Genomic DNA, 26,891 nt, shown 5'->3' with positions numbered 1-26,891 from the left:
GTTTGATGAAGCTCGATAGTCAAGCGAGCCGCATAAAGCTGGTTTGCAGGATGGCCGTCTACAGTGAACTTTATTCGCTCGCTGACCTTGCGACAGTTGCAGATATTCGTGATCGCTTGCCGGTATCCGAGCTTTGCGCGTGCCGCCGAGGAATTGCACCTGACGCAGCCGGCGATCTCCATGCAGATCCGGCAACTGGAGGAAGCTGTCGGGCTGCCGCTGTTCGAGCGCGTTGCCCGCAAGCTCACATTGACCGAAGCCGGCGAACGATTGTCGCACCATGCGAGCCGGATTCTCGGAGAAATCAAGGACGCCGAAGACGCGATGTCTTCGCTGTCGATGGCCGACAGTGGTTCGATCTCAGTGAGTATCGTAAGTTCTGCGACCTATTTCGCACCGAAACTACTTGCTGCCTATTCGCGGCAGTATCCGCGCGTGGACGTGCGCTTTTCGGTGGGAAATCGCGAGGTCCTGCTGCGCCAGCTACAGGATAATGCCACCGACCTCGCCATCATGGGCCGCCCGCCGCCCGAGCTCGGCACGACGGCGGAGCCATTGGCTTATCATCCCCACGTATTGATCGGGCCTGTCGATCATCCGCTGCGGGACGCGCGCCGGTTCGACCTGCAGGAGCTGGCGGGCGATACGTTCCTGCTGCGCGAACCGGGGTCGGGAACGCGCGCGGTGTCCGAGCAAATGTTCAAGCAACACTTGTTCACACCGGCGCGCAGCGTGACGCTGGGCAGCAACGAATCGATCAAGCAGGCTGTGATGGCCGGCATGGGCGTGAGCCTGATCTCGTTGCATACCCTCGCGCTCGAGTTGCGTTCGCAGGAGCTTGCGTTGCTCGACGTCAATGGCACGCCAGTCGACCGCACGTGGCAAATCGTTCACCTTCGTTCGAAGCGGTTGTCGCCGACTTGCATCGCGTTCCGGCGCTTCCTGCTCGAACATGCCGCGCCGTTTCTCGAGCGCGAATACGCAGGATTCGCGTTGCGGGCGGGGGAGACGGCGGCCGGGAAAATAATCTTGCGCCGCGCGTCGAAACGCGGTGGCTGACATGAAGCCCTCACTTGCCGGAATACGCTCTGTGGCCCGTACCGGCGTAGATAGATGCACGGAACAGCGGATCGGATGAAGGCCGTGAAGTGCGTGCCGTGAAGCGCGTGCTGTCAACCGCGCCTGTGCAACATGTCGATTGCTTCATCCTTCAGCTTCAGGATATGCGCGCATGCGTATGTCGAGAACGTTTCGATCAGTGCGAACGGCCGCGCCGTCTTCGAGCGGATCAACCAGATGTCGAATTCCATCTTCGGCTCAAATGCGCATACCGCGAACTTGCCGCCGGCATTGTTGTACACGCTGATCGGGTCGACCACCGCCACGCCCACGCCGTTGGCGACGAAGGCGCAGGCGGTCTCTGACTGTCCGACCTCGATCTGGATACGGCGCTCTACGTCCGCTTCCTCGAAAATCTTGTCGATCAGGAAACGCGAATGGTCCTGCGGTCCGAGGGCGACGAATGCTTCGCCATCCAGATCTTTTGCGCGAATCAGGCGTCGATTGGCAAGGCGGTGACCGGTCGGCAGAATGCACACGCCGCGCATGGTGCAGAGGTAGGTGCTTTCCACTTCCGGCCGGTCCCCTGGCAGCACGCTGAATCCCAAATCGACTTGTTGCGTTGCCACGGCGTCGACAAGCGAGCGGGAGCGCATGCTCTCGATGCTGAATTTCACGTCCGGCCGCTCCGCGCAAAAACGCGTGACCACGTCCGGCAGCACGCGCCGCGTCAGTACCGGAAACGAGGCGACACTCAGCGCGCCCCAGGTTTGATCGCGCAAGGCCTTGGCGATATTCGCGACGCGTCCCACTCCAATGAACATGCGCTGCACTTCAGCAAACAGCACGTCCGCTTCGCGCGTGGGCCGCATCTTCGTGCCGGCCCGGGTGAACAAGGAAAATCCGCAACTTCGTTCGAGCTGCGCGATCAGTTGACTGATTGCCGGCTGCGAAACGCTCAGCATGCCGGCAGCCGCGGTGAGGCTTCCAGCGGTCATCACGGCCTGAAACGACTCCAGTTGACGGACATTCACGGCGCCTTCTCCGGATAAGGTCAGCTTATAAGAAGTGAATTTTGTCCTATTTGACGCTGATAGTCACGCGATGAAAAATAGCAGCACGCTACATGCCGCCTGCCGCATGGGACGCCGAATACACCTCATCTGTCCGGGAGAAGTTAATGTCGAAGCCGTCGTGGTGGGTCCGTCTCGTGATGTTCGCGGTTATGTGCAGTTGCCTGGCGGGGGCGGCGCACGCCGACCAGCTGGCGACGGTCAAGGCACGCGGCAAGCTGATTGTCGGCATCCGCAACGATTACGTCCCGTTCGGCTATCTAGACAACAAGGGTCAGGAGATCGGCTTCGAGGTGGACCTCGCCAAATACGTGGCGAAGGACCTGTTCGGCTCGGACACCGCGATCGAATTCGTGCCGGTGGTGGCATCGAACCGGATCGAACTGCTGAACGCGGGGCGCATCGACGTGATCTTCGCGACGCTCGGGAAAAACCCCGACCGCGCGAAGGTGATCGACTTCACCGACCCGTACTACATGATGGCGGGCATGGTGCTGCTCGCGCCGAAGAACACCACCATCGCGAAGTGGGATGACCTGAAGGGCCGCAAGGTGTGCGGCAGTCAGGGCAACATGTACAACCGCGCGCTGCAGGAAAAGCTCGGTGCGGACACCGTGCTCTTCACGGGCACGGCGCAAATGTACAAGGCCTTCGAGGATGACCGCTGCGAGGCGATCGCTTACGACGGCCCGAACCTGACGCTGAAAGTGTCCGAACCGGGCTGGAAAGACAAGGACAAGATCGCGCTGGACGCTTACGACTTTGTGCCCATCGTCGGTGGTGTACGCAAGAATGAACCGGCCTTCCTCGCGGCGCTCAATGGCGCCATCAAGAAAGCGGAGGCCGCCGGTGTCCTCGTCAATGCCGAGAAGAGCTACAACATGGGCACGAGTAAATTCGTGGTCGAACAGCAGACGCAGGCATCGGCCAAATAATCCGGTGAGCCCGATCAGAAGGCGTGCGACGGTAACTCCATGACGCTCGATTTAAGCTGGCTCGCAGATCCGCTCTACCAGACGTGGCTGTTGCGCGGCATCGGCACGACGGTGGCCATGTGCGTGTGCGCGATCGCGTTGATGTATGTCATTGGCATTGTGGGCGCGGCGATGATCTTCTTCCGCGTGCCGGTGCTGGAAACGCTAACGACGGTCGTCGTGGAGCTGTTGCGAAACACGCCGCCGCTCGTGCAGCTCTTCGTACTGTACTTCACGCTCTCCGAACTGGGACTCTCGGTGCACAACCTCGCGACCGGCCAACAGATCCCGGTGTTCAGCGGCTTCACGTGCATGGTGCTGTCGCTTGCGCTCTATAACGGCGGTATTGCGGTCGAGATCGTGCGTTCGGGTCTGCACTCGGTGCCGCACGCGACCGTGGAAGCCGCACGCAGTCTCGGCTACACGCGCCTGCGGACCTTCTGGCATATCCAGTTGCCAATGGCGATGCGCCTGTCCACCGTCCCGATGACGAATAATATCGTCAGTCTCATCAAGACCTCATCGCAGGCGGCGTTCGTCGCGGTGGCCGACGTGATGTACTACGCAACACAGATCTCGCTCGAGAACTTCCGCAATCTCGAAGTGATGCTGACGGTATGGGTCATCTATCTGCTTCTGGCGTCGTTTGCGTCGATTGTGGCGGGGCGCATCGGCAACGCGCTGCGCATTCCGGGGTACGGAATATGAACACGATGAAGCCCGAGACCCGCGCGTTCGTCTACGGCATGGTTGGCGTGCCGCTATTGCTGCTGGCCGCGCTCGTCGCCTCGTACGGCCGGACGACAGGCGAAGCATTCGGCTTGCTGGCCACGCGCAGCGGCATGCTGCTCACCGGCGCGCCCGGCTTTCATGGCTTCGGCGGCGGCTTCAGCGCCAACGTCCTGATGAGCGTGGCGGCGATCATGGTGTCTCTCATGACGGGGGTGCTTCTGTGCGCGGGCACGATCGCCAATGCGCGGTTCATGCGGGCGCTGTCGGTCGGCGTCGTCAATCTGCTGCGCAATACGCCGTGGCTGATCGCACTCTACGCGATGCTGTATCTGCTGCCGTTCTACATACCGGTGTTCGGCATCGTCATTCCATTCTCGCCGTTCGTGAAAGCAGTGGTTGGCCTCTCCTTGCCAGTCACGGCGAACGTGGCCGAAGTGCTGAGGGGCGGTATCGACGCCATTCCGAGCGGGCAATGGGAGTCGGCGCGCGCCCTGGGTTACCGCAAGAACCAGATCCTGCGGTACGTGGTGGTGCCGCAGGCGATTCCGCTGATCCTGCCGAACATGATGACGGTGTTCGCGATGCTTTTCATCGGCAGCAGTCTCGCGGTCGTCACGGGTACGTCGGACGTGCTCTCGGTGGCCAATACCATCACGGCGAGCGACGGTTCGCGCTATGCCACGGCGGTACAACTGTATGTACTGCTACTGTTCTTCCTGTTCGCCTTTCCGATTGCGACACTGAGCCGCCGCCTCGAACGCCAGATGCGAGAAAAGTCATGAACGTGATCCAGCAGAAGGCCCCGTTGATCGAACTCGTGGATGTGCACAAGTCGTTCGGCGGCACCGAGGTGCTCAAAGGGGTTTCGATGTCGATCCGCCAGGGCGAGACCGCTTGCATCATCGGCCCGTCGGGCTCCGGAAAATCGACGCTGCTACGCTGCCTGAACGGCCTGATACCGGTCGATCGCGGCACCATTCGCGTCGGCGCATTCGCCGTCGAGCAGCTACGCCGCGAGCGCGACCTCGTTCCCTTGCGTCACCAGGTGTCCATGGTGTTCCAGCAATACAACCTGTTCCCGCATCGCACGGTACTGGAAAACATCATGATGGCGCCGGTTCAGGTGTTGCGCGAGTCGCGCGACGAGGTCAGGACGCGCGCTCTCGAACTGCTGGCGCGGGTGCATCTGACGGGCAAGGAAGCCGCCTATCCCGCGCAGCTTTCCGGCGGCCAGCAGCAGCGCGTGGCGATCGCGCGGGCGCTCGCGATGCAACCGGCCATCATCCTCTTCGACGAGGTGACCGCCGCGCTCGATCCGGAAATGGTCAGCGAAGTGCTGGCGGTGATCCGCGATCTGAGCCGCGATGGCATGACCTGCGTGCTCGTTACGCACGAGATGCGTTTCGCCGAAGAAGTCGCCGACGTGGTGTTCTTTACCGACCGCGGCACGATCGTGGAGTCGGGGCCGCCCGCCGACATCTTTCATGCGCCAGGCGATCTGCGTCTCAGGAGCTTTCTCGGGAAAGTCCTGTCGCGCACCGCGGCGTAATTCAACCGGAGGACATGTGTCGCCACTCAAGGTACTGGTACCCGACGCGCATCTGCGCGATCTCGACGTTGAACGAAGCGTGACGGGCGCGCTCATCGATTATCAGGTGTACGACGAAACCAATCCGGCCAGCATCCCGGACGATGCCTGGGCATCATGCGACGCGATTCTCGTGTGGCACCGCATGAAGATCACACGCGAGCTGGTCGGCCGGCTCGCGCGCTGCCGGATGATCGTGCGGGTGGGTGTGGGTTTTGACAACGTCGATGTCGAGGCTTGCCGCGAGCGCGGCATCCCGGTGTCGAACGTCCCGAACTACGGCACGACGGAAGTGGCCGATCACGCAATCGCCATGATGCTGTTCCTCGCACGAGGCCTCGGCACCTACGAGGCGCGCCTGAAGGCCGATCCCGAACGCGGGTTCGTAGCCGAGAACGTGCCGGTGGTGCGGCGTCTGCGGGGCAGTACGTTCGGCGCGATCGGCATGGGCCGCATCGGCACCGCGATCGCCCGCCGGGTCGCGTCGCATGACATGCACGTGGTCTATTTCGATCCCCACGTGCCGGAAGGGCATGAGCTAGGGCTTGGCTACGAACGCGTCAAGTCGCTGGACACGCTCCTCGCGCGCGCCGACGTCTTGAGCCTGCACGTCCCGCTGAGCGACGAGACGCGCAACATGATCGGCGATGCGCAACTGCAGGCGATGAAGCCCGGCGGCATCCTCATCAACATCGCGCGCGGCAAGCTGGTGGATGTCGACGCGGTGTATCGCGCGCTGCGCGCGGGACACCTCGCGGCAGCGGGCCTCGACGTCCTGCCGCAAGAACCGCCGGTGCCGGCGCCACCGCTGCTCGACGCATGGCGCGCGAATGAACCGTGGCTTGCGGGCCGGCTGGTGATCACGCCGCATGCCGCGTTCTATTCGGAAGCCGGCTACCTCGACATGCGCACGTTTTCCGCCGAGATGCTCGTCGACTATCTGGTACACGGCCGACTGCGCAACAACGTCAATCCGGGCTGGCAAGACGCCGCGTCCTCAACCCCTCGATAAAGCGACCTCCATGGCTTATCACCAGATCGACATCAGTTTCCCCTTGCTGGCTCCCGAAGTATTGGCGCACTGGCGCCAGATCCCGGCGGCGGTGGCCTCCGACTGCATGAACCGCACGCAGGTCATGGTCTCGCCGATCAAGCCGATTTTTCTGGGCGCGCGGCTGTGCGGCCAGGCGCGCACCGTCGTGACGATGGTCGGCGACTGCGGTCCGATCTGCAATCTGATCGGTAGCGCACGGCCCGGCGAGGTGCTGGTCGTCGATGCGGGCGGTGCTGAAGACGTCGCCGTGTGGGGCGGCGTGATGACCGAGGAATCGATGCAGCGAGGCCTCGGCGGCGCGGTGATCGACGGCGCGATCCGCGATGTGGCCGACATGCGGCGCCTGCAATTTCCGATGTTCTGCCGCTCGATCGTGCCGCGGGGTCCGCATCACGGCTTTGGCGGCAACGTGGACACTACGATCGCGGTGGCGGGCGTCCCCGTCAATCCGGGCGACATCGTGCTTGGCGACGACGACGGCGTCGTGATCGTGCCGCTTGCGATCGCCGGCGAAGTGCTCAAGGCGGCGCAAGCGCATTTGCTCAAGGAGGCGCAATGGATCGATGGAATTCGCAGAGGCGTGTCGATCAGCAAGATGTTCTCGCTGCCTCAGGCGCAGGCGCAGGCGCCGGCGCCGGCGCCGGCGGACGACCCGCTGTAGCGATGCATGCGCGCGTGGCCGAGGCGACAAAGCTGCCCGCGCGCCTGCGCGACGTGTTGTGCCTGAACGATTTCGCGAGCGTGGCGAAACGCAGGCTGCCTGCCGCGATGTATGCGTACGTGTCCGGCTGGTCTGAGGATGGCGCCGCGCACCGACGCAATCTGCGTGGTTTCGAGACGCGCGCGTTCCTGCCGCGCGTGCTGGTCGACATCGAACGGCGCGACTTGCGCACGACCCTTTTCGGCGTCGAGTATGCGAGCCCGTTCGGCATCGCGCCGATGGGCTTCAGCCGGATGGCGGCGGCGCACGCGGACGAGGTGCTGGCACGCGCCGCCGCGCACGCCGGCGTGCCGTTCATCCTGAGCGGCGCGTCGCTGACGCCGCTCGAAGTGGTGCGCGCGGCGGGACCCGCGAGCTGGTTTCAGGCGTATCTCCCCGGCGATCAGGCGCGTATCGATCCCATGCTCGACCGCGTTGCGAAGGCCGGTTTCGACACGCTGGTGATCAACGTCGATACAGCCGTACACGGTCAGCACGAACACGCGGAGAAGCAGGGTTTCCGCTCGCCAGTCAAACCGAGCGCGCAACTCGCATGGCAGGCGCTGAGCCGGCCATCGTGGTGCTGGCGCGTGCTGGGTCCGAGCCTGCTCACGAACCGGCCGCTGCGTTTCGAGAACATGGACGCCGTGGCGGGGCCGCCGGTGTTCTCGCGCACGCTGGTGCGTGACATCGGACGACGCGGTGCGCTCAGCTGGGCCCATATCGATCACATCCGGCGGCGCTGGGCGGGGCGGCTGGTGTTGAAGGGCGTGCTGTCGGCCGAGGACGCGGTGGTGGCCGAGCGCGCGGGTGTCGACGGCATCATCGTGTCGAATCACGGCGGCCGTCAGGTGGATTGCGCGATCGGTTCGCTCGACGCGCTCGAAGCGATCGCTGCACGCGTCGACACGCTCGTGCTGATGTACGACGGTGGGGTGCGGCGCGGCTCGGACGTACTGAAAGCGATCCGCTGCGGTGCCCGTTTCGTGTTCGTGGGGCGCCCGTTTCTGATGGCGGCCGCCGCGGCGGACGCGGCGGGCGTTGCGCACGCACTCGCGATGCTCAAGCGCGAAGTCAGCACGAACATGGGGTTGCTCGGCATTAACCGGATCGACGAAGTCCGGAACCTGGAACTGTTGCGCGACTGATTCGCCGTGCGCGCCGGCGAGGCGAGGCGGCGCAGCGCTCCTGCTGGTTCACTTACGAAGAGGCAACGCATGAACAAGCCAATCCGGGTGCTTACGCCCACTTGCACGCTCGGTTATGGATTCGCCGACGATGCGTTCGAACGCGCGATGTCGATGCAGCCCGATGTCATTGCCGTCGACGCGGGATCGACCGATCCGGGACCGCATTATCTTGGCTCCGGCGAGGCTTTGGTGTCGGAGATCAGCATCCGCCGCGAACTCACGCAGATGATCCTGGCGGGACGCAAGGCGGGCATTCCGGTGATCGTCGGCAGCGCGGGCGGTGCGGGCACGCGCACTCACGTGGATGAAGTGGTGCGGATCGTGCGCGAGATCGTCGCAGCGCATGCGCTGAGCGTGCGGCTTGCATGGATCTACGCGGATATCCCGACGAGCGTGGTCGCGGATTCCATTGACTGCGGCGAGGTGCGTGACTTCGAGGCTGGCTGGGAACTGAGCGCCGACGAGGCGCGCTCAAGCGATGCGATCGTCGCACAGATGGGACACGAGCCGATCGTCGATGCGCTCGAACATGGCGCGGATGTGATTATCGCCGGGCGCGCCTGCGACGATTCCGTGATTGCCGCGTTTCCGATCTGGAAAGGCGCTGATCCGGGGCTCGCCATTCACATGGGAAAAATCCTCGAATGCGGCGCCTTTTCCGCCGAGCCTCACGGCACGGACGTGATGATGGGTACCATCGACGCTGAGGGCTTCACGCTCGAACCGGGGAGCCTCAGGCGTCGTGCGTCGCTGACCTCGGTGGCCGCCCATACACTGTACGAACGCGAAAATCCGTTCCTGCAGGCGGGTCCCGGCCATGAACTCGACCTGTCGGCGTGCGACTTCACGCAGATCAGCGAGCGCGAAGTGCGCGTCACCGGCTCACGCTTCATCGGCTCGGACGACTACTGGGTCAAGCTCGAAGGTGCGCGCCGGCGGGGCTATCGCACGGTCACGGTGGCGGGCGTACGCTGCCCTACGATGATCGCGCGCATCGACACGCTGCTTGCCGATGCGAAGTCCGCGGCGCTCGCCTACTTCGACGCACCGGACCTCGACGTCCAGTTTCACGTTTACGGGCGAGATGGTGTGATGCGTGGCCTCGAGACCGTGCGCAAGCCGGCGAGCCATGAACTCGGGCTCGTCATAGACGCGGTCGCGCACGAGCAGTCGCTCGCGCATGCCGCGGCGCACTTCATCAGCGGTACGCTCCTGCATGTGAGCTATCCGGGGCAATACAACACGGCGGGAAACCTCGCGTTTCCGCACTCGCCGTCGGAAATCGACGCGGGGCCGGTGTATGAGTTTTCTGCCTACCATCTGTTGAAAGCGGCATCTCCGACAGCTCTGTTTCCAATCCAACACGAGGTGCTCACGCCATGACGTCCGTTCCGCTTTCGTCACTCGCAACGGTGATACGCAGCAAGAACGCCGGTCCCTTTCTGCTCACGTTTGACGTAATGTTCGAGGATGCGGCCCATTTCGACACCGCCTGGAAGTCGGGGCGCTTCAACAAGGCCACAATGGCCGAATTATTCGGCGTGACGGAAAGCGCGATCACGTCGATCTTCGCGGTGCCGCGTGGGCAGGCGATCAAGGTGACGATGCGCCGGCAACTGCCCCAGGGACGTCTCGGCGAATCCGACATGTACGGCTGCCAGCAACACGCGCCGCTGCTCGACCTCGCGATTCCGTTGTCTCGGTAATTAACGCCTGGCGGACCGACACTACCGCTTTATGCGTGCAACACCACGCTCTGAAGTGTACGCACGCTTCTTAGCTCTGTTGTCTGTGCGTTGCAATCAGCGCGGTCACGGCTAAAATGCGGTTTTAGCCCGGAATACGTGAATGTCTTTTGCCTCGCTTGGCCTGATCGATCCCTTGCTGCGTAATCTGCAGGACCTCAATTACCAGACACCTACGCCAGTGCAGGCCAAGGCGATTCCTGCTGTGCTCAGTGGCAAGGACGTCATGGCCGAGGCACAGACCGGTACTGGCAAAACGGCGGGTTTTGCGCTGCCGCTATTGCAACGGCTGGTGCAACACGGCCCGGCGGTGTCCAGCAACCGCGCGCGCGTTTTGGTGCTGGTGCCCACGCGCGAACTGGCCGAACAAGTGCTGCAAAGCTTTATCGATTACGGCAAAGGCCTCGACTTACGATTTCTGGCCGCCTACGGCGGGGTGAGTATCAATCCCCAGATGATGAAGTTGCGCAAAGGCGTGGATGTGCTTGTTGCCACGCCGGGCCGTTTGCTGGATCTCAACCGCCAGAACGCAGTGCAGTTTGATCAACTGCAAACGCTCGTGCTGGATGAAGCCGACCGCATGCTGGATCTGGGCTTTGAGCGCGAACTCAACGCCGTCTTTGCTGCCTTGCCGGCTCAGCGCCAGACCCTGCTGTTCTCTGCCACGTTTACCGATGATATCCGCGCCATGGCGGCGGCCATTCTCCGCGGCCCGGTCAACATCAGTGTCGGCTTGCCCAATGCCACGGCCAGCAAGATCAAGCAGTGGGTGGTGCCGGTGGATAAAAAGAACAAGCCTGACCTCTTCATGCATCTTGTGGCTGAGAACAACTGGGAGCACGCGCTGGTGTTCGTCAAAACCCGCAATGGCGTGGATTATCTGGCGGCCATGCTGGATGAAGCGGGCTATGCGGTCGACACCATCCATGGCGACAAACCGCAACCCGCGCGCCTGCGTGCGCTGGAGCGCTTCAAGACGGGCGAAGTACGTATGCTGGTAGCCACCGATGTGGCTGCGCGCGGGCTGGATATCGACGACCTGCCACTGGTCATCAACGTTGATCTGCCGATCGTGGCGCAAGACTATGTGCACCGTATTGGCCGCACCGGCCGCGCGGGCGCCAGCGGTGTGGCAGTGTCCCTTGTGTGTGCCGATGAAGCGCCGCAACTGGCCGCGATCGAAGCGCTGATCCGGCAAACGCTGCCCCGTGAAGAAGAGCCGGGTTTTGAAGCCGAACACCGCGTGCCGCAAACTAGTGCGACGGGACAGATAATCAAGAAACCCAAGAAGCCTAAGAAGCCCAAAATGCCGCAAGCTGCGCCGGGCGCTATGCAGGTGCTCAGCAAACAACCGCGCCCGCAAAGTGGCGAGAACAAACGCAAGCCTGCGGTGCAACGCGCTGTGGATGCGGGTAAAGGCACAAGCGTGTCCCCGTTGCGTCCACGAATTCGACCTTCACGTGGGTAGTGAGGTGGTCGCGCTGGCGAAGGCGACCCAAGCCTCAATCGCGCGGGTTTGATAATCGGGGAATCGGGGAATCGGGAAGGAGTGAAACCGGCAGGGAGAGCGCGACAATCCCAGCTTGTAGCTCCTCCCGGCCTGCGGCCGCATGCTTGCGTCACATGCTTTGCTGAGATCGCAGCAGTGGGGCAACAGCAGGTTGCGCCGATTGCAGCAAGCCGGTGGGAGTCACGCTCACCACGCATGATATGTGTGCCGACCACGGATGAGGCTGCGTCGGCGCCAAAGAAGCATTGGCGCTCGTCCGCACTGGCGGCACGTCATTGGTCATGGATGGCATGGGGTTTGCGTAACGTTCTCAATACTCCATTCAGGCGTCGCGGGTCGCAAGTACGACATGTTGCCCGCCATACACCCTGCGTCCGTTCGCGGCACGACTCAACCGTTCACCGACATGTCTGAACAGAAAGCTTTTTATCCGGACCGCTTCAACAATGCGGCGCGGTACTACACGACAGGCCGGTCCAGCTATCCGGCGCTGCTTAGCCGGCGGGTGGCCGACCTGATCGGTCTCGACCGCAATGCCGACGTTCTCGATCTCGGCACCGGTCCAGGGTTCCTCGCGATCGATTTGGCGCCGTATGCGCGTGCGGTGACCGCGCTCGACCCGTCAGCGGAAATGCTCCGGGTCGCGGCCGAAAACGCCGCGCGCGCTGGCGTTGTCATTCAATTCGTTCGAGGCAGTTCCTACGACCTGGACCGTCGTCTTGGCCATTTCAGGCTCGCGACGTTCGGCCGTTCGTTCCACTGGACTGATCGTGTCGAGACGCTCCGCGTGCTGGACGGGCTGATCGAGAGCGGCGGTGCGGTGGCTCTTTATCACACCAGCGTTCCGACAGTCCCTCAGAACGTCTGGTACCCGGTTTTCGAGCGCATTCTTGATCGCTATGGCAATGATGACCCTGCGCGGGCCGAACGAAAGTCGGCCGCTTCCGACGAAACCGTCTTGCTGGATTCGGCGTTCGATCACCTGGAGCGTATTGCGGTGATAGAGCAGCGAATCACGCCACTGGAGCATTTCGTCGATCGAGCGCTTTCGTTCGGGAAAGCCTGGCATGGCGGGATACAGGCGCAGCAGGAACTGGCCGCGGAGATTCGCGCGGAGCTGGCCAGGTACGCGCGCGAGGACGGTGCGATAGAGGAAATCGTTGAGGGACATGCCTTGATCGCGCGGCGCTCGCGGGAGGTATCGGGACGGTCGGACAGTTCGGCATAAGCGGTGCCACGCGTGGCGAACCTGAGCCGGCTCGAACGTAGCCGGCGCCATGATCAAATGTTCTAAAGGAGAATTGCACAATCGCTTTTTCGACGACCAGTGACGACAGCGAAGTGCTCAGTGAAATCAACATCACTCCATTGGTCGACGTGATGCTGGTGTTGCTGGTGACGTTCATCATCACCGCACCGCTGCTCAACAATGCGGTGCGCGTCAATCTTCCCAAGACTGCAGCGACTGCGCCACCCGAGCAGAAGCGACCGGTGACGGTCGGCATCGATGCCAGGGGCGCCGTATTCTTCGATAAACGCGCGGTGGCGCTGCCTCTCGTCGAAACCCAATTGAAAGCGCTCAAGCAAGCCGATCCTGATGTCGCGTTGTCGCTTCAGGCCGACCAGAACGTTCCATGCTCCGCTCCCACAGCATCGGCAGGTATTGTCGCTTGAGCACGCGCCGCTGAGCGCGGGCGTGGCGCTACGCGGCGAACGTACCTGCTGTGGCGTGCGGTCGACGAGCATGGCGCCGAACTCGACATCCTGTTGCAAAAGCGGCGCGACAAGGCCGCCGCCAAACGCTTCTTCAAGCGTGCTGCGTTCGAGCCCGGTGCCGCGCAAGATCGTCACCGATCAGTTGCGCAGCTATCCGGCTGCTACAGCCGAGATCCCGGAGTTTGCGAACGTGACGCACGTGTTCGTCAAAGCGCCAGCTCGGCTGAACAACCGCGCCGAGAATAGCCACCAACCGACCAACACGCGAGCGCGAGCGGCACATGCGCGGCTTTCGCGACCTGAAACGCACGCAGAAATTTCTGTCGTGCTTCGGGCAGATCCGGTAACATTTCGCGCTCAAGCGGCATATGCCGCGCGCTTCACTTTGTCGCAAACAACTCGCCGCCCGGTTCATTGCTTGGCGTGAATTCGCCGAACTCGGCCAAAATCCATCGACCGCTTTCTGACCAGTAGACGTATCTACCGCCGTGCCGTCTCACTCTCGGCAAGTTGACAAAGCCAGTCGCGCCTATTCCTTGCAACCCTCACGTGTGAGGCCCGAACCCGCGATGCATTCCATCGAACCTGTTCCGCTACCGCATGACGGCCCGTCCGATGTTTCGTTGTGGCGGGTCGATTTCGCTTTTGACGCGTCGCTGGAGGATGCCGCCTTTGCAGCGCTCAGCGACGACGAACACGTGAGAGCCGGCAACTTTCGCCGCCACGAAGATGCGCTTCGGTTCGCGTCCGTGCGCGTGGCGCTGCGCGAGCAACTTGCGCGGTATCTCGGCATGGCGGCACACGCGGTCCGGTTCTCGTTAGATGCAAACCGTCGCCCGCATCTGGCCGATTCCAGCATGCTTGACTTCAACGTATCGCATGCGGGCGCACATGGGCTCATCGCGATGTCGCTCAAGCGGCGTGTCGGGGTCGATATCGAGCATCACAGCGATAGATTCGACTGGCGTTCGATCGCGGCATTGACGCTCGACGCACGCGAAGCGGCATGGATCGAGCGCCTCGATACCGCAGCGCAGAGCGCCGCGTTTTACGACGCGTGGGTCGCCAAGGAAGCGCTCGTCAAAACGACGGGCGTGGGCATCACGCGCGGCTTACAGCATCTGGCGGTGCTGCCGCGCGACAGCACGCTGGTGACGCTACGCAATGCGATTCCGGATGACATGCGCGAGATTGCTGCGCGCTGGATCGCCGCGCCAGAAGCTTATTCCGCATGCGTGGCGTGGTCGGCGAAAACCCTCGCATGATAGAAGGAGGACGTGGCGCCCAGTCGTTCGGGTTACTCGTCGCCTGCGAGTAGATGTATCGGATAACTAATTAAATAGGGGTTATTGGTGTGCTGCCGAGAGTTGAGGGTCATTGGTAAAGGAGTCGTGGCGGCCGGTCAGCGGCGAATGTAGCGGCCGCTGCCAGACCCCGGACTATCGGGCGTCAGCGGCCTGTGCCTTGGTCCAGCGCGTAGTGGCACGACGCGCCCGGGGGGAGCAGTTCGGCTCGGCGTGGAGCCGATATTTTCGCTCTTTCTATTCACGATGTGCCATCACCGTGAACGCGGATCTCGCGAAATTTCAGTCATTTCACTCGCGATGCACGCCCGAGTCTGATCACCTCGCGTGGACGCGCCCAATCCGCGTGGCCCGGCAATTCCCACGCAGCGCGCAGCAGGCGAAGAAATCCGGCTTCTCCCTCTGAGATATGCTTGTCCGCATGAATGGCTTCCTTGCATAGCCAGATGATTTCATGCCGCATTTTCCCGTCCTGCACGTCGGCCGCGAGCTGCGCGACGATGACGGGATCGAGCCTGCACGTGTCGCCCCAATTCAGGTAGGCGGCGCAAGTCAGGTCTTCGCACAGCGTCTGCACGACGGCCAGGAACTGACGCGGGCGCAACGACAATCGTTGTTCGATGCCGTGGCGATCGAGCGCTTCGATCTCGTCCGCGCCTACGTGTCCGTCTGACAGTAAGCAGGCCGCGACGATGCGTGCTGCGGCTTCAGGGCTGTCGCATTGATAGTGACGCATGTCTGTTCTCCTTGTCGGTTGATCGTTCACCGTTCGTTGTCGCGCGGCATGACGTTCGAATGCAGATTGAACGGATAGCCTCCGCGTTCGAGATGACGCATGCGGCGTTCGAGGTCCACGAGATCGGACGATGACCCCAGATACTTTTCGCACTTCTCGTAGTGAGAAGGCGCGAACAACGACCCCAGTTTTGCGGAAAGTGCAGAAAACATGATGCGCTCCTTGAGTGGCGCGACGCATGTCGGGCCGGCGGTCCGCATCGTCGCTTCAGTCCTATGCGTGCCAAACGCGTTTTTTCGCGTCTGACTGGCGGTTCGAACTTGAACCTGTGCATCGACGAACGAATCGTAGGCGCCATGAATTAGGAAAAAATGAGCTGCATGCTCAGCACTCCGAGAATGAATCACGTTGTAATCCACCGCCTGTTTCATACAACCGCCGTCGCACTTTCCCTGATCTCGGCTGTGCTGTCGCCGGTGACGGCTATTTCGTGGGCCTTCATCCGACCCGCTGACTCCCGTTCAAACGGTTGCTCATTCTTCGCTAATTCTTCTTCTTTAAAGTGAAGTCCATGGCAGAGAACACCTGACTCACCGAATGAGCAAAAAACACATCTGGAGGGAAATATCATGAAATCGCTGATCCGAACCGTTGCCGTTGCCGTTTCTCTTGCATTCCCGATTGCTTCGTTCGCCCAGTCGAATGAGCTGATGACTCGCGCGCAAGTGCAGGCTCAACTCGCGCCATTCGAACAGGCCAGCTACAACACCGCCGGCGACCATACGCATTGCACCGCGGGAATTCAGGCTGCCGACACAAGCGCCGGCCAGCAAGACGACGCATCCGCCGGTTATGGCGGTGTCGCCGACGGCGCATCGCAAAGCGATACCGGGATTTATTTGTTGAACAACGTCGGCTTGAAGTCGATCTATATCAAGCACTGAGCGATTGTCAAACCAGAGCATTTCTCTATCGCTCGTTGCAAACGGTGGGCGCGCAGCAAAGGCTGCGCGCCTTTGCCGTCGTTCGACGCCAGAAAGCGCCCGGTCGCGGGGGTAGAATCGCTTTTACAAAAAAAGCCCGTCTCTTGCACTGAGTGTCCCGGTGTCCATGCATCACCCGTTGTACGAAACACTTTTTCTGCGTCTCCATGATCAAGTCTCTAAGAAACCAGCTTGTCCTCGCACTTTGCGTGCTGGCTAGCATCGTCGGCGTGGTGCAGGGCGTCAGTTCGTATCAGTTGTCGAAAGCGGGCATGAGCGCGTTGCTCGACCTTCGGCTCGAACAGGTCGCCGTGCGCATGCGCAGCGGCTTCGCGGATTCGCTGCCGGCCATTCCCGCGCGCGGCTCGCAACCGGAGGGCGACATTTTCATAACGATCTGGAAGGGCGATCAGACCACGCCTTACCGGTCGACCGAACCGTCCCTGGCGCTGCCGCGCGAGGCGCCGGCGGGTTTCGTGACCACAGCCGTTGGCGGCGAGGAGTGGCGCATCTACACGCTGCGTGATCCGTCGATGGTGATTCAGGTCGCACAACGCTCGGCTGTGCGGCGCGAGCTTGCCCAGGAACGTGCATTCAATACGCTCTGGCCGATGATCGTACTCGTGCCGCTGGTGTGGATTGCCGTGCTGCTTGTCGTGCGTCGCTCGTTGCGCAAGTTGAATCGTTTGGGTGCGCAAGTGCAGGAGATCGACGTCAGTCATTTTCAGCACTTGTCGAGATCGGGCGTGCCGATCGAAATACGTCCTTTCATCGACTCGATCAATCTGATGTTCGATCGGCTCGCACAATCGATCGAGTCGGAACGAAAGTTCATTTCCGACGCCGCGCATGAACTGCGCACACCGCTCACCGCGCTTCAATTGCAGGCGGACAATCTGCAGCCGCTTATCGTTGCCGACAACCGGGAGCGCTTTCGCGAACTGCGCAGTGGCATCGCACGCAGTGGTGGTCTGATCGCGCAACTGCTCAGGCTTGCGCGTGCCGATGCGGCCTTGCAAGCCGATGCGCTGACGCGCGTGGACGTGGCCGCCGTGGTCGTCAACGCAGTGGCCGAAGTATTGCCAATCGCGATGAAGCGCGACATCGACATCGGCGCTGACGAAATGGACCATGCGTTTGTGTGCGCGGTCGAAGCCGATGTGGGCATCGCCGTGCGCAACCTGGTCAGCAATGCGGTCCGCTACACGCAGGATGGCGGCAAGGTCGATCTGAGCGTGCAGGTACGCGCGGACATGGTGTGGATCGAGGTGACCGACACAGGGCCCGGGATTGCGGAAGAACTGCTGCCACGGGTGTTCGACCGCTTCTTTCGAGCGAATACGCAAATCGAGGGCAGCGGCCTTGGACTGTCGATCGTCAAGGCGATCACGAATAAATATGGCGGCGCGGCGAGTCTTCGGAATCGCCATGACGGGCCGTCGGGAATCGTCGCGTCGATCGGATTTCCGTCAGCATCGTCGGCCTCGTGAACGACTTCATTCGCTTCTGATTTTCTTCTGCCTCGGCGACGATTCCCTCAATCTCGATCTCGACAGGCGCACGCTATGCTGCAATGGCGTGACGTCGATGCTATCGGCGTGGGAATTAGCGTTGATGCTGGCGTTTCTCGAGCGCCCCGCAATGATCCTGCCGGGCGATCAACTGGAAGACCGCTTATACGGCTGGGGTAAGGAAGTGGACCGCAATGCGGTCGACTAGTGGCGCGTCAGTACGCCCACCAGCCCGGACCCCACATGCTCCAGTTCCATGCCGCATTCTCATTCATCTCCGCGTTCATGCGCTCCTGGTTAATCAAGTTTTGCTGGAGCTGTTCCCGCTTGTAGCTATCCCACGCATTCTCGTCGCCAATATAAAGGCAGCCGCATGCATACGGGTCCGCGTAGAGAAAGATAACCTTTCCGTTCTTCGTCTTCTGGACGACGCGATTCGGTGGCAACGTCTCCAACTGCAAGCGTTGTTGATCGGTCGTCACGGGGACGATATGAAAGCCCGCCGCCGCCAGCAGGTCATTTTTCTCGTTGGCTCGTTCAACAGGCGTGGCGCATCCGGACATCAAAATGCTCGTGCTTATTGCGATCACCATAGCGGTCCATCTGAGTTTCATCACTATCCCCTTTTTGGCAGGCAGAACATATGGAACATTCAGGCATGGTGCGCAGAATGCCAGTCGAAAATTAGATGGAAATTACGGATACGCAATACGTTGATTATTTGACTCCCGATCAGAGCGTGAAGTCAACCTGACCGGCAAGCGATCACACGCGGCTGAGGCTGGCGCTTACTACGGGCCGAAGGGGCCCCCGTCTTTGGCGAAGATCGCAGTGCAAGGGCTTGACGCCGGGGCGGCGGTTCGATTATGCGACTGTTCGAACGAGCTTGCGAGCGTGAGCTGGGAGCTACCGTCAGGTTAGCCAGGCCTCATTCAGGCAGCATGGCCGGTGGTTATCCCGCCGCCGCGGAGTGCCTTGCGTGGCGGCTCACGATCTTTGGCAAACGCTACAACGAGCCCATCGTCCCCGTCTGGCCGAAGCGGGACGGCGAGCTAGCTCGTACCCTCGGACGCGACTACTTCACGCGGCTCGGCGCGCTGCGGCGCACGACGTTCTGCAACGGTACCGACCAGTCGTGGATGCACCGGAAAATCCGTTTCATGCACTGCGAAACGTTTGAGCAGTTCCCAATATCCCCCTCGGATCACGAAGCCACCGTTCTTCGTCGCATAAGCATCGCGCCGAATCCGATACGCATGAGGCAGGTGATACCACGGCAGATGCGGCAGATCATGATGTACGAGGTGGTAGTTATTGTTCAGATACAGAAGCCGCATCAGCAGTCCTGCTTCGTTGATGACCGTCCGGTGCTTGGGGTCGCGAACCGCACGATGCTCGTACAGCGATCGAATCATCGCCAGAGAGAGCGCAGGCCATGTCACCGCCAGCAGGTAGTACCACCACGCTATGCCAGCGAAGAGCTGCAACCACGCAAGCAACACGGTTACGAGCGCTGCGTGGATGATCCACGTGGAGGCATAACGCTGGTCGCCGCGCAGCCATTCATTAACAGCCCCCGCGAGCAATGTCACGACGCTCAGCGGCGGACCGACAATCAGGCGGCCAGCGAAACTCTTGCGCATGCGCCATAACGCACGTTGCCATGCCGGTGCATTCATCCATTGTTCGGGGAGCACGTAGTTGCTCTCCGGATCAACGTTCGGCTCGGTGAGACTCTCATCGCGATGATGCGCGATGTGCGTGTCGCGATAGATCGCGTACGGATACCAGATCGCAAGCGGGATACTGCCGAGCAACTTGTTGACGCGGGCGGACCGCGTCGGATGACCGTGGAGCAGTTCGTGCTGAAGCGACATGTGCCACGTGCACAACACGATGAGTAACGGCGTCGCGGTTATCATCGATAGCAGCCCGCTATGCACGCACAGCACGACCGCGAGCCACCCGCCATGAATCAGCACGATCAACAGCCACGTAGGCCATTCCGTACGCGCTGCGAAGGTTGCGTCCAGTGATGCGATTTCCCGCGCATGCGCTTCGTCAAAGTATTCGGCCATTTTCTCGAACAGGGGCTGTTGATCACGGAGGCAATTTAGTCCGTCTCTATGAGCAGGGAATTAGGCCGGTCCTGTTGATGAGAAGATAATTCGACGCTAATTGTCGTGGGGGAAAATTCAGCATGTCGCCGCGCCGCTGACGCTGACGGCAGGTCATTACGCCGGTCGGCTGATCGATGCGATGTCAGACGGCAGCAGCGCTATAGGTAGCGAGCGGGTGTGCGCGGCATTGAGGAGTACGTCGGCACTGACACGCTCCCGTCATCAACAGCAGTCCTTTCGTTTCCGTCTTGATAGACTTGCGCTTTCAAAAAAGAAACCGGGGGAAACGCGTGAGCCTCGAAGAATATTACAGGCGGCTGGAACTGCCGGACACTGCGTCGCCGACGGACATCACGCGTGCATACCGACGGCTGAGGGCAAAGTACCACCCGGACCGCAACAAGGGGCACGAATCAATCGTTGAGCCGATGTTCAAGCGCGTTCAGGAGGCGTTCGAGGTTCTGATCGGCAAGCGTGAGCCGCGGGCATCCAGCCCGATGGCGGCGTCGGCCGGGAGCCGCGGCAAAGCCGCTCCGTCACGCGAATACCGCGGTCCGCCGGCGCGCGGCGCGAACTGTCTGGTCAGACTCTTTGTGCCGCTCGAAGCGGCGATCCATGGTGGCGAAGTCGAAGTGAGCTACCCGGTAGACGGGCCGTGTCCCCAATGTCAGGAAAGAGACTCGCCGTGCGCGCGCTGCGGCGGCAGCGGCCAGTCGGTCTCGGGAACGCGCTGCACCGCCTGTATGGGGACCGGGCGCCCGCTGGCGAGCGAAGGGTGTCCAACGTGTCTCGGCAGGGCTGCCACGACCTTCCGGAAGTCCGAGACAGTCAGGATTCCCCCGGGCGCGTGGGACGGTCAGCGTCTCGTCGTCGAAGGCGCGGGCCATCCCGGGCCCAATGGCGGTTCGCCGGGCGACGCTACCTTTTCGGTCGTGATTGCGTGCGGCTCGGCCTTTCGTCGCAACGGGCTGAATCTCGCTTGCGAGGTTCAGGTTGATTTCGTGACGGCCACGCTCGGCGGCAGCATCGAAGCACAAATCCTGGGCCGCGCGCTGCGGCTGACGATTCCGCCGAACGCGCACCCGGGCAGCACGATCCGTCTGCTCAGGCATGGGCTCACGGACCGCAACGGCTCGCGCGGCGACCTGACACTGCAACTGGCGCTCACGATGCCGGCCGCGGTTTCACATCTGACCGACAACGAGCGACAAAGGCTACGCGAGATCTTTGCGGACGCAGAGCGTCGGGCAACGCAGGCCATTCCGCCACGCGCGTAAGACAATCATCTTGCCCAGTCGCGAGTAGCGGATTGACACACGTTGGTGGAGTGGAAGGCCGTCCAAAAAAATGGATCTTGTTGCTTACGCCGAGGCTGACTGGATGCATCAGCCCGCGAATAAACACAGCAAAACGATGGACTTAGTGCGCAGGCAACTGGAACACCCCCACCACATCACTCATGCGCGTGGCCTGTTCCTCGAGCGAGACGGCTGCGGCCGCGGCCTGCTCGACAAGCGCTGCGTTGCGCTGCGTGACTTCATCCATCTGCGAGACGGCCTTGTTGACCTGCTCTATCCCGTCGCTCTGTTCTTCGGACGCGGCCGCAATCCCGGCCATGATGTCGGTCACCCGGCGCACCGCGTCGTTGATCTCCGTCATGGTCGTTCCCGCTCGCCCGACCAGCTCGGTTCCGTTACCCACCCGGTTGACCGATTCGCTGATCAGCGTCTTGATTTCCTTGGCCGCCGAGGCGCTGCGTTGGGCCAGCGTGCGCACTTCTGCCGCCACCACCGCAAAACCGCGGCCTTGTTCGCCCGCTCGCGCCGCTTCAACGGCCGCGTTCAACGCGAGGATATTTGTCTGGAAGGCGATGCCCTCGATCACGCCGATGATGTCGGCAATTTGCCTCGAACTCGCGTTGATTTCGCCCATCGTCGTGACGACCTTCGAGACAACGTCGCTGCCTTCATGCGCAACGCCTGCTGCGACCCGCGCGAGCTCGCTCGCCTGACGCGCGTTGTCGGCGTTTTGGCGCACGGTCGACGTGAGCTCCGCCATGCTCGAGGCGGTTTCTTCGAGCGAAGCGGCTTGTTCTTCGGTTCGCTGCGACAGATCGGTGTTGCCTGCCGAGATCTGCGAGGTTGCGGTGGAAATGGATTGCGCGCCATCGCGCACGGCGACCATCGCGTCCCGAAGGCGGGACTGCATCATGCGCAGGTCTTCCATCATCTGGCCCATTTCGTCGCGCGAACGTACCTCGATATGCCGGCTGAGGTCGCCATCGGCAATGGCGCGGAAGTGGCGCGTGGCCTCATCCAGTGGGCCGGCAATCGACTTGCGCAGTGCATGCCACGCGAATGCGGCCATCGACAGCCCGATCAGAAGACCGAGTACGGCGATGGCGAGAATCGTGTGGAAGCGGTCCTGCGCTGTTTCATATCGGCTGCGCGCCTGATCCGCCTGCATCCTCTCGAGTTCCCCGGAACGGTCCGTGATCTCGTTGAATGGCGCCGTCATCTGGTTCGAGATCAGATCGGCGAGTTGCGTGGTGTCACGCCGGTCGATCGCGGCGAACACCGCGGCGACCGGTCCGTTCATCGCAAGCGCCCGCTTGGCTTCGACCGCTTCGGCCAGCTGCTCCTCTTGCGGTTCGGCGGACAGCGCACGGTAGCTCTGCCAGGCCTTGTCGCCGATCGCGAATTGCTCGCGTGCATGCCCTTCGAGGGTCGCAATGTCCGGGCGATCAGGCTGAGCCGCGACCCGGTCAAGCACCAGCCGACCGCGAGCATAGAAGAAATTGAACTTGCCGATCGCAATCGCCGACGCGAGTTCGTTGGAGTACAGCTCCTTCTGATCAGCATTACTCAAGGCAATGCCAGCCACACCGAGCACGGCGCCAATCGTCATGAGCAAGCCGAGGAAGCCCATCGCAAGGGCGAGGCGGGCGCGGATCGTGATGGTCGAGAACATAGATGCCTCAAAGGCACAACAAGTAGAACGGGAAAAATGCCGCACCAGGAAAGCACGCGCGGTCGATAGGGTTTACGGCAGTTGAGCGGAAATATGAAGGGGGAAATTTGAACTTGAGCCGTTCGACAGAGCGAGACAGCGTGGAGGTGTATTACAGGCCGTTGCAGGGCCCATTATTGGGCCTGCAACATTGGGCCTGCAACGGGTGGCCGGATTGCTTGGCACCGCACGACGCGGGATGGTCCTGCCGGCGCCTTCGGATCAATGCTTGTTGGCCGTGTCGTTCAGCAACCGTGCCAGGTACGGCTTCCACACGTCAGGGTGAGCGAGGGTCTGATGGCCGTACGAGTGCGCAGTTTCCGGCATTTCGACGAAGTCTCCGTTGGGCACAGCCTTCATCTCCCGCTGCATCACACCGAGGTCCGCGGCGTTGATCAGGTCGTCGGCAAAATTGACGGCAAAGAGCCGTGCGCGAATCTTTGACAACTCAGGCGCGGGGTTGTAGTCCCATGACGATTCGAACCAGTACAGCACGTCGTTGGCGTCGGTCTTCCCGGCGGTGCCGACCAGGTTTTCATACATCTGCGTGGCGGCGTCGCGATTGGGGGCCTCGCTTTGCATGCGTGCCGGGTTGTTGGTGATGATCGTGAAGACTGGCATCACGCGGGTCCACTGGGTCGGCGGCACGCTATAGTCGCCACCCTGCCAGCCCGGGTCGTTGCGAATAGCGCCGACGATCATCTGCCGCCAGAGCCAATTGCGGCCGGCCATCGCGATCGGTTGGCTGGCAATCGGCATCAACGCATCCGCCATCTCGGGGTACCGCTCGCCCCACATCCAGGTCTGCATGCCTCCCATCGACGTACCGAGCACCAGGCGCAGATGATGGATGTTCAAACCCTCGACGAGCAGACGATGGTTTGCCTCGACGACGTCGCCATAGCCGTAATGCGGGAATCTTGCGTGCATGCCGTCGCTCGGCTTGCTCGAACCGCCCCGGCCCAGGCCGTCGGGGATCACGATAAAGTACCGGCTCGTGTCGAGCGGCTCGCCCGGGGCGAAGAGTTCCCGGCGCATTGCCGGCGCGAGGAATGCCCGGCCGGTGCCGGTGGTGCCGTGCATCAGCAACACTGCATTATTGATCTCGCCGTGCGCGTTGCGCCGCGGCGTGCCCAAGGTTACGTAGTGGATATGAATATCCGGCAACGTAGCGCCATCGGAGAAATGGAAGTCGTGCTCGGTGAAATCGGCTGCCTGCTCGGAAGCAGGTTCAGTTGTCGCAGCGCGGGCCGGCACGAGGCCGGTCAGTACGCATATTCCTGCTGTGGCCAGCAGGGATGCGAATCGGATCATGGCGGGGTCCTGTCGATTGTATGGAAAGAATATCGTAAGCATGCAAGGCAGCGACGACGAAGATAGCTCAACGGCGACGAGGCGCAATGGTACGCGGAAAGAAAACGCGGCGTTATCGGAACCCGGCGTGGAACGACCGGTGTTGATCAATCCGATGGGCCGTTCGGGGTTGGTATCAGTCAAATCAGTCAATCGTGATTGACGCTTCCATGAACAGCAGCGTCACTGCGGCGTATCCCGCCCCCAAGTCTGCCTGATCTTGTAGAATTCCCGCGGCAGCGCATCGCTCACGTTCACCACAACCTCCGACCACATACCCATGCGCACTCTCGTTGCATCGGCTTTCTTATGCTTGCCCCTTCTCGCACACGCGGACTGCAAAGAACGCTTTACTGAGTGGGCTCACACGCTGCAACCCGGTCGCGCTGTCGACGCCGACAATGCCGCTTGCAAGGTTTGGCCCGCAAATCCGGCACAAACGCTTGCCGTGTTGCCGTTGCCCCAGAAAGGCGGGACAACCGATGAGACGGTCTATGATCTCGAGGTGCTGGTGGCGGACAGCAAGACGGGAGCGGTCATCGCTCACAGTTACGAACCCGCCGCCATTACGTCCGACGCGATGGGCTTGCAGAGCATTGCTCTCGATACCGCGCCTTGGCGGCTTACGCCTCAGGAACTTGCCTTTGGCGTAAGGAAGAGCTTTCAAAACTCGTCGCGAGTGGATCCCTTCGCGGATACGACGCTCAGTCTTTATGTCATTGACGACGGCAAGCTTAGGCGGGTGCTCAGCAATCTAACGACGGGACAAAGCAAGGGAGATTGGGACGGCAACTGCGCCGGCCAGTTCTCCGATACGTCCCGCGCAATATCGGTCGGCCCAGCCGGCCAGGGCGGTTATGCAACGCTGCTTGTCAGCGAAAAGACAGTCGACACGACCAAGACGGTGGCCGGGGAACAATGTGCAAGCAAGGACAAGGCCGCCAGACGGGCCAGCTTTACAATGGAATACGATGGTTCGCACTATGGCGTTCCGAGTGGTCTGAGCGACGATCAATAGTCCTGCCGTGCCGACATCGCCAACGCGTGTCAATAATCCGGAGGCGCACAACTTTGCCGGCCGCCGCATCACTCTATCCACCTACGGCCGACCATTATGCTGCAGATGTCGCGTGTTGAGTGTCCGCATTCCAGCCCTTACTGTTCAGTGCAGCGATGGGTCCATCGGCGCTTGATTGCCACTCGACAAACATTAATAGGTCGCTTCACGAACCAGCGACACCAGGCCCGGCAGGGACGTTACTTAATGATCGTCAGCCTGTCCGTTGCCTGTTTGGCACCATCAATCGCGGCGGCAGCAAGCTTTGACTGCGGCAACGCCAGAACCCGTTTCGAGAAAACGGTTTGCGCCGATCCGAAGCTATCGGCTCAAGACGAAGCGATGGCGCAGCGCTACGATGCGGCCCTGCCATTACTTTCCGACCCGGGAAAAATGATCCTGCGCACCGGGCAGCAACAGTGGCTCAAAGTCGTGAAAGTCCTGTGTCTTGATAACAAGAGGGATGAAAGCCCCACTTCCTGTCTGCGACGGCAATACGCTGACCGGCTCGATGACCTGCGCGGCGCCGCCACTTCCATTGGTCCCTTCGTGTTCAGCCGAATTGACCATTACACGTCAATCGGGAAACAAGAAGACACCGGCAAGCCTTTGGAACAGCACACGGGCCTGCCAAGAATCGATCATCCGATTTCCCCGATAGCAGAACAATGGAATGCTGCGATAGTCCGATCGGCGGCGACAGCGCGAGCAAATTGGTGTTTCGGAGACACCGAGACTTCCAGCGATCAGTTCGTGGGTTTCAGGGTTCAGTCAGCGACGCCGGATTTCATTAACGTCGAAATGTTCCACACTGAGCAATGCGCTGCGGGAGCGGCTTCCGTGACCATGAGCAACATTTCCTACTTGCTCAAGCCAGCCCTGCATCGCCTCAAGACGGAGGACTTGTTCACACCGGATAGCGGATGGGAGGCATTCTTACGTGATCGTGCCTCGCGGGAATTGAACGTCACCCCCTTCTTTGCTGACGGAATCAGCAAGGACGTGCGAGATCCGACTGCATGGTCCTTCACCAAGGAAGGCCTTCTTATTTCGTTCAACCCAGGTGAGGCAGATGCAATGGCATCCGGCATTCTCGAAGTGACCGTACCCTGGACCGATTTGCATCGGTTGCTTGCGCCAGGAGCGCCGATACCGCGGTGATGCTCTAAATGCGGCCCGGCAGGATCTCGCTGGCCGATGCGCTCGCTCATGAACTTCACGAACGGTCTGGAATGACCCGATGCGGCAGATCAAAACAATTTCGACGGAAGTCCGTTGTCGGCCTCCGAGCGGACTCTCGCGACGTCTGCCCGGGTGACTCTACTTGGCCGATAGCGCCAGTTCAACTACGCCGACATTCGCGAAGGCCGCGACAAGCTCGCCAACGACCGCAAAGGCCGATGACCAGCCGAGCAAGCCGTACCTATCTCTACGAGTTTGGACGTCCCATGCTCGTCTTTCGCTTGAAGAGGGTGGG

The 26,891-nt window shown here is 61.5% G+C and carries 26 protein-coding genes and 2 pseudogenes; 21 read left to right on the top strand and 7 right to left on the bottom strand.

Annotated elements, in window-relative coordinates; all coding sequences use genetic code 11:
- The first annotated feature begins 63 nt into the window (after positions 1-63).
- Complete coding sequence (locus tag ACSQ8V_RS25585; RefSeq protein ID WP_436207557.1) at positions 64-1,059, top strand: LysR family transcriptional regulator; 996 nt, start codon at positions 64-66, stop codon at positions 1,057-1,059.
- A 113-nt stretch (positions 1,060-1,172) separates the two neighbouring features.
- Here the strand turns inward: ACSQ8V_RS25585 and ACSQ8V_RS25580 are convergent, their stop codons facing one another.
- Positions 1,173-2,093 carry a LysR substrate-binding domain-containing protein gene (locus ACSQ8V_RS25580; protein ID WP_436207556.1) on the bottom strand — a complete coding sequence of 307 codons (921 nt, stop codon included), beginning with the start codon at positions 2,091-2,093 and terminating at the stop codon, positions 1,173-1,175.
- A 146-nt stretch (positions 2,094-2,239) separates the two neighbouring features.
- Between ACSQ8V_RS25580 and ACSQ8V_RS25575 the strand changes: the two genes are divergently transcribed.
- The 14 genes and pseudogenes from ACSQ8V_RS25575 (at position 2,240) to ACSQ8V_RS25510 (ending at position 14,606) form a co-directional block, all read left to right on the top strand.
- Complete coding sequence (locus ACSQ8V_RS25575; RefSeq protein ID WP_213765434.1) at positions 2,240-3,067, top strand: transporter substrate-binding domain-containing protein; 828 nt, start codon at positions 2,240-2,242, stop codon at positions 3,065-3,067.
- Positions 3,068-3,106: 39 nt separating this feature from the next.
- On the top strand, positions 3,107-3,814 hold the full coding sequence (locus tag ACSQ8V_RS25570; RefSeq protein ID WP_213765433.1) for an amino acid ABC transporter permease: 708 nt from the start codon (positions 3,107-3,109) through the stop codon (positions 3,812-3,814).
- A complete protein-coding gene (locus tag ACSQ8V_RS25565) occupies positions 3,811-4,620 on the top strand; it encodes an ABC transporter permease subunit (RefSeq protein ID WP_436207555.1) in 810 nt (269 codons plus the stop codon). Before ACSQ8V_RS25570 ends, ACSQ8V_RS25565 begins: the two co-directional genes overlap by 4 nt.
- Entirely contained in the window at positions 4,617-5,387 is a 771-nt protein-coding gene (locus ACSQ8V_RS25560; RefSeq protein WP_436207554.1) for an amino acid ABC transporter ATP-binding protein, read from the top strand. Before ACSQ8V_RS25565 ends, ACSQ8V_RS25560 begins: the two co-directional genes overlap by 4 nt.
- A 16-nt stretch (positions 5,388-5,403) precedes the next feature.
- Complete coding sequence (locus ACSQ8V_RS25555) at positions 5,404-6,438, top strand: C-terminal binding protein (protein ID WP_436207553.1); 1,035 nt, start codon at positions 5,404-5,406, stop codon at positions 6,436-6,438.
- A gap of 10 nt (positions 6,439-6,448) precedes the next feature.
- Positions 6,449-7,141: an RraA family protein gene (locus ACSQ8V_RS25550; RefSeq protein ID WP_436207552.1), complete on the top strand. Its 693-nt coding sequence runs from the start codon at positions 6,449-6,451 to the stop codon at positions 7,139-7,141.
- Between the two features lie 2 nt (positions 7,142-7,143).
- Positions 7,144-8,328, top strand: coding sequence for an alpha-hydroxy acid oxidase (locus ACSQ8V_RS25545; protein WP_436208008.1), 1,185 nt, complete (start codon positions 7,144-7,146; stop codon positions 8,326-8,328).
- Positions 8,329-8,397: 69 nt separating this feature from the next.
- Positions 8,398-9,753, top strand: a complete 1,356-nt coding sequence (locus tag ACSQ8V_RS25540) for an acyclic terpene utilization AtuA family protein (RefSeq protein ID WP_436184446.1) — start codon at positions 8,398-8,400, stop codon at positions 9,751-9,753.
- On the top strand, positions 9,750-10,076 hold the full coding sequence (locus ACSQ8V_RS25535) for a DUF4387 domain-containing protein (protein WP_213765427.1): 327 nt from the start codon (positions 9,750-9,752) through the stop codon (positions 10,074-10,076). Before ACSQ8V_RS25540 ends, ACSQ8V_RS25535 begins: the two co-directional genes overlap by 4 nt.
- Positions 10,077-10,218: 142 nt before the next feature.
- Complete coding sequence (locus tag ACSQ8V_RS25530) at positions 10,219-11,583, top strand: DEAD/DEAH box helicase (RefSeq protein ID WP_436207551.1); 1,365 nt, start codon at positions 10,219-10,221, stop codon at positions 11,581-11,583.
- A gap of 448 nt (positions 11,584-12,031) precedes the next feature.
- Entirely contained in the window at positions 12,032-12,853 is an 822-nt protein-coding gene (locus ACSQ8V_RS25525; protein WP_436207550.1) for a class I SAM-dependent methyltransferase, read from the top strand.
- 113 nt (positions 12,854-12,966) lie between these two features.
- Positions 12,967-13,299: an ExbD/TolR family protein gene (locus ACSQ8V_RS25520; RefSeq protein WP_436184443.1), complete on the top strand. Its 333-nt coding sequence runs from the start codon at positions 12,967-12,969 to the stop codon at positions 13,297-13,299.
- A 42-nt stretch (positions 13,300-13,341) separates the two neighbouring features.
- A pseudogene (locus ACSQ8V_RS25515) lies at positions 13,342-13,808 on the top strand (DDE-type integrase/transposase/recombinase); the annotation flags it as partial.
- A 102-nt stretch (positions 13,809-13,910) separates the two neighbouring features.
- Positions 13,911-14,606: a 4'-phosphopantetheinyl transferase family protein gene (locus ACSQ8V_RS25510; RefSeq protein WP_436184442.1), complete on the top strand. Its 696-nt coding sequence runs from the start codon at positions 13,911-13,913 to the stop codon at positions 14,604-14,606.
- Positions 14,607-14,931: 325 nt separating this feature from the next.
- On the opposite strand, the gene ACSQ8V_RS25505 is transcribed toward ACSQ8V_RS25510, so the two are convergent.
- The gene (locus ACSQ8V_RS25505) at positions 14,932-15,381 is read right to left on the bottom strand and encodes a TerB family tellurite resistance protein (protein WP_213765423.1); all 450 of its coding nucleotides are present in this window, start codon (positions 15,379-15,381) and stop codon (positions 14,932-14,934) included.
- Positions 15,382-15,407: 26 nt separating this feature from the next.
- Positions 15,408-15,593, bottom strand: a complete 186-nt coding sequence (locus ACSQ8V_RS25500) for a DUF3563 family protein (RefSeq protein WP_213765422.1) — start codon at positions 15,591-15,593, stop codon at positions 15,408-15,410.
- 417 nt (positions 15,594-16,010) lie between these two features.
- Between ACSQ8V_RS25500 and ACSQ8V_RS25495 the strand changes: the two genes are divergently transcribed.
- The 3 genes and pseudogenes from ACSQ8V_RS25495 to ACSQ8V_RS25485 all read left to right on the top strand — a co-directional run.
- Complete coding sequence (locus ACSQ8V_RS25495) at positions 16,011-16,325, top strand: DUF4148 domain-containing protein (protein ID WP_436184441.1); 315 nt, start codon at positions 16,011-16,013, stop codon at positions 16,323-16,325.
- A gap of 206 nt (positions 16,326-16,531) precedes the next feature.
- Positions 16,532-17,854, top strand: coding sequence for an ATP-binding protein (locus ACSQ8V_RS25490; RefSeq protein WP_436184440.1), 1,323 nt, complete (start codon positions 16,532-16,534; stop codon positions 17,852-17,854).
- A gap of 31 nt (positions 17,855-17,885) precedes the next feature.
- Positions 17,886-18,080, top strand: a pseudogene (locus ACSQ8V_RS25485) (DNA-binding response regulator); the annotation flags it as partial.
- A 10-nt stretch (positions 18,081-18,090) separates the two neighbouring features.
- Here ACSQ8V_RS25485 and ACSQ8V_RS25480 read toward each other — a convergent pair.
- Both ACSQ8V_RS25480 and ACSQ8V_RS25475 read right to left on the bottom strand, forming a co-directional pair.
- A complete protein-coding gene (locus ACSQ8V_RS25480; protein WP_436207549.1) occupies positions 18,091-18,438 on the bottom strand; it encodes a hypothetical protein in 348 nt (115 codons plus the stop codon).
- A gap of 489 nt (positions 18,439-18,927) precedes the next feature.
- The gene (locus ACSQ8V_RS25475; protein ID WP_436207548.1) at positions 18,928-19,953 is read right to left on the bottom strand and encodes a fatty acid desaturase; all 1,026 of its coding nucleotides are present in this window, start codon (positions 19,951-19,953) and stop codon (positions 18,928-18,930) included.
- 332 nt (positions 19,954-20,285) lie between these two features.
- Between ACSQ8V_RS25475 and ACSQ8V_RS25470 the strand changes: the two genes are divergently transcribed.
- Entirely contained in the window at positions 20,286-21,272 is a 987-nt protein-coding gene (locus ACSQ8V_RS25470; protein ID WP_436207547.1) for a DnaJ C-terminal domain-containing protein, read from the top strand.
- A 142-nt stretch (positions 21,273-21,414) separates the two neighbouring features.
- On the opposite strand, the gene ACSQ8V_RS25465 is transcribed toward ACSQ8V_RS25470, so the two are convergent.
- Together ACSQ8V_RS25465 and ACSQ8V_RS25460 are read right to left on the bottom strand one after the other, a co-directional pair.
- Positions 21,415-22,965: a methyl-accepting chemotaxis protein gene (locus tag ACSQ8V_RS25465; protein WP_436207546.1), complete on the bottom strand. Its 1,551-nt coding sequence runs from the start codon at positions 22,963-22,965 to the stop codon at positions 21,415-21,417.
- Positions 22,966-23,226: 261 nt separating this feature from the next.
- Positions 23,227-24,318: an alpha/beta fold hydrolase gene (locus tag ACSQ8V_RS25460; RefSeq protein ID WP_436207545.1), complete on the bottom strand. Its 1,092-nt coding sequence runs from the start codon at positions 24,316-24,318 to the stop codon at positions 23,227-23,229.
- A gap of 319 nt (positions 24,319-24,637) precedes the next feature.
- Here ACSQ8V_RS25460 and ACSQ8V_RS25455 point away from each other — a divergent pair, with 319 nt between their 5' ends.
- Positions 24,638-25,375 carry a hypothetical protein gene (locus tag ACSQ8V_RS25455; RefSeq protein WP_436184434.1) on the top strand — a complete coding sequence of 246 codons (738 nt, stop codon included), beginning with the start codon at positions 24,638-24,640 and terminating at the stop codon, positions 25,373-25,375.
- Positions 25,376-25,621: 246 nt separating this feature from the next.
- Entirely contained in the window at positions 25,622-26,575 is a 954-nt protein-coding gene (locus ACSQ8V_RS25450) for a DUF3298 domain-containing protein (protein ID WP_436207544.1), read from the top strand.
- The last annotated feature ends 316 nt before the right edge of the window (positions 26,576-26,891 follow it).

The organism is Caballeronia sp. LjRoot31 (assembly GCF_964253885.1).
Taxonomy (GTDB): Bacteria; Pseudomonadota; Gammaproteobacteria; order Burkholderiales; family Burkholderiaceae; genus Caballeronia.
Note: the sequence above shows the minus strand (reverse complement) of the source record. Positions and strands in the feature narration are given on the sequence as shown.

Excerpts from the sequence above, each read along its gene's own strand:
- ACSQ8V_RS25550 (WP_436207552.1), top strand. The coding sequence starts at position 6,449 with ATGGCTTATCACCAGATCGACATCAGTTTCCCCTTGCTGGCTCCCGAA.
- ACSQ8V_RS25510 (WP_436184442.1), top strand. The coding sequence starts at position 13,911 with ATGCATTCCATCGAACCTGTTCCGCTACCGCATGACGGCCCGTCCGAT.
- ACSQ8V_RS25540 (WP_436184446.1), top strand. The coding sequence starts at position 8,398 with ATGAACAAGCCAATCCGGGTGCTTACGCCCACTTGCACGCTCGGTTAT.
- ACSQ8V_RS25505 (WP_213765423.1), bottom strand. The coding sequence starts at position 15,381 with ATGCGTCACTATCAATGCGACAGCCCTGAAGCCGCAGCACGCATCGTC.
- ACSQ8V_RS25570 (WP_213765433.1), top strand. The coding sequence starts at position 3,107 with ATGACGCTCGATTTAAGCTGGCTCGCAGATCCGCTCTACCAGACGTGG.
- ACSQ8V_RS25565 (WP_436207555.1), top strand. The coding sequence starts at position 3,811 with ATGAACACGATGAAGCCCGAGACCCGCGCGTTCGTCTACGGCATGGTT.
- ACSQ8V_RS25500 (WP_213765422.1), bottom strand. The coding sequence starts at position 15,593 with ATGTTTTCTGCACTTTCCGCAAAACTGGGGTCGTTGTTCGCGCCTTCT.
- ACSQ8V_RS25575 (WP_213765434.1), top strand. The coding sequence starts at position 2,240 with ATGTCGAAGCCGTCGTGGTGGGTCCGTCTCGTGATGTTCGCGGTTATG.
- ACSQ8V_RS25560 (WP_436207554.1), top strand. The coding sequence starts at position 4,617 with ATGAACGTGATCCAGCAGAAGGCCCCGTTGATCGAACTCGTGGATGTG.
- ACSQ8V_RS25525 (WP_436207550.1), top strand. The coding sequence starts at position 12,032 with ATGTCTGAACAGAAAGCTTTTTATCCGGACCGCTTCAACAATGCGGCG.
- ACSQ8V_RS25460 (WP_436207545.1), bottom strand. The coding sequence starts at position 24,318 with ATGATCCGATTCGCATCCCTGCTGGCCACAGCAGGAATATGCGTACTG.
- ACSQ8V_RS25530 (WP_436207551.1), top strand. The coding sequence starts at position 10,219 with ATGTCTTTTGCCTCGCTTGGCCTGATCGATCCCTTGCTGCGTAATCTG.
- ACSQ8V_RS25450 (WP_436207544.1), top strand. The coding sequence starts at position 25,622 with ATGATCGTCAGCCTGTCCGTTGCCTGTTTGGCACCATCAATCGCGGCG.
- ACSQ8V_RS25465 (WP_436207546.1), bottom strand. The coding sequence starts at position 22,965 with ATGTTCTCGACCATCACGATCCGCGCCCGCCTCGCCCTTGCGATGGGC.
- ACSQ8V_RS25490 (WP_436184440.1), top strand. The coding sequence starts at position 16,532 with ATGATCAAGTCTCTAAGAAACCAGCTTGTCCTCGCACTTTGCGTGCTG.
- ACSQ8V_RS25545 (WP_436208008.1), top strand. The coding sequence starts at position 7,144 with ATGCATGCGCGCGTGGCCGAGGCGACAAAGCTGCCCGCGCGCCTGCGC.
- ACSQ8V_RS25495 (WP_436184441.1), top strand. The coding sequence starts at position 16,011 with ATGAAATCGCTGATCCGAACCGTTGCCGTTGCCGTTTCTCTTGCATTC.
- ACSQ8V_RS25480 (WP_436207549.1), bottom strand. The coding sequence starts at position 18,438 with ATGTCCGGATGCGCCACGCCTGTTGAACGAGCCAACGAGAAAAATGAC.
- ACSQ8V_RS25535 (WP_213765427.1), top strand. The coding sequence starts at position 9,750 with ATGACGTCCGTTCCGCTTTCGTCACTCGCAACGGTGATACGCAGCAAG.
- ACSQ8V_RS25475 (WP_436207548.1), bottom strand. The coding sequence starts at position 19,953 with ATGGCCGAATACTTTGACGAAGCGCATGCGCGGGAAATCGCATCACTG.
- ACSQ8V_RS25455 (WP_436184434.1), top strand. The coding sequence starts at position 24,638 with ATGCGCACTCTCGTTGCATCGGCTTTCTTATGCTTGCCCCTTCTCGCA.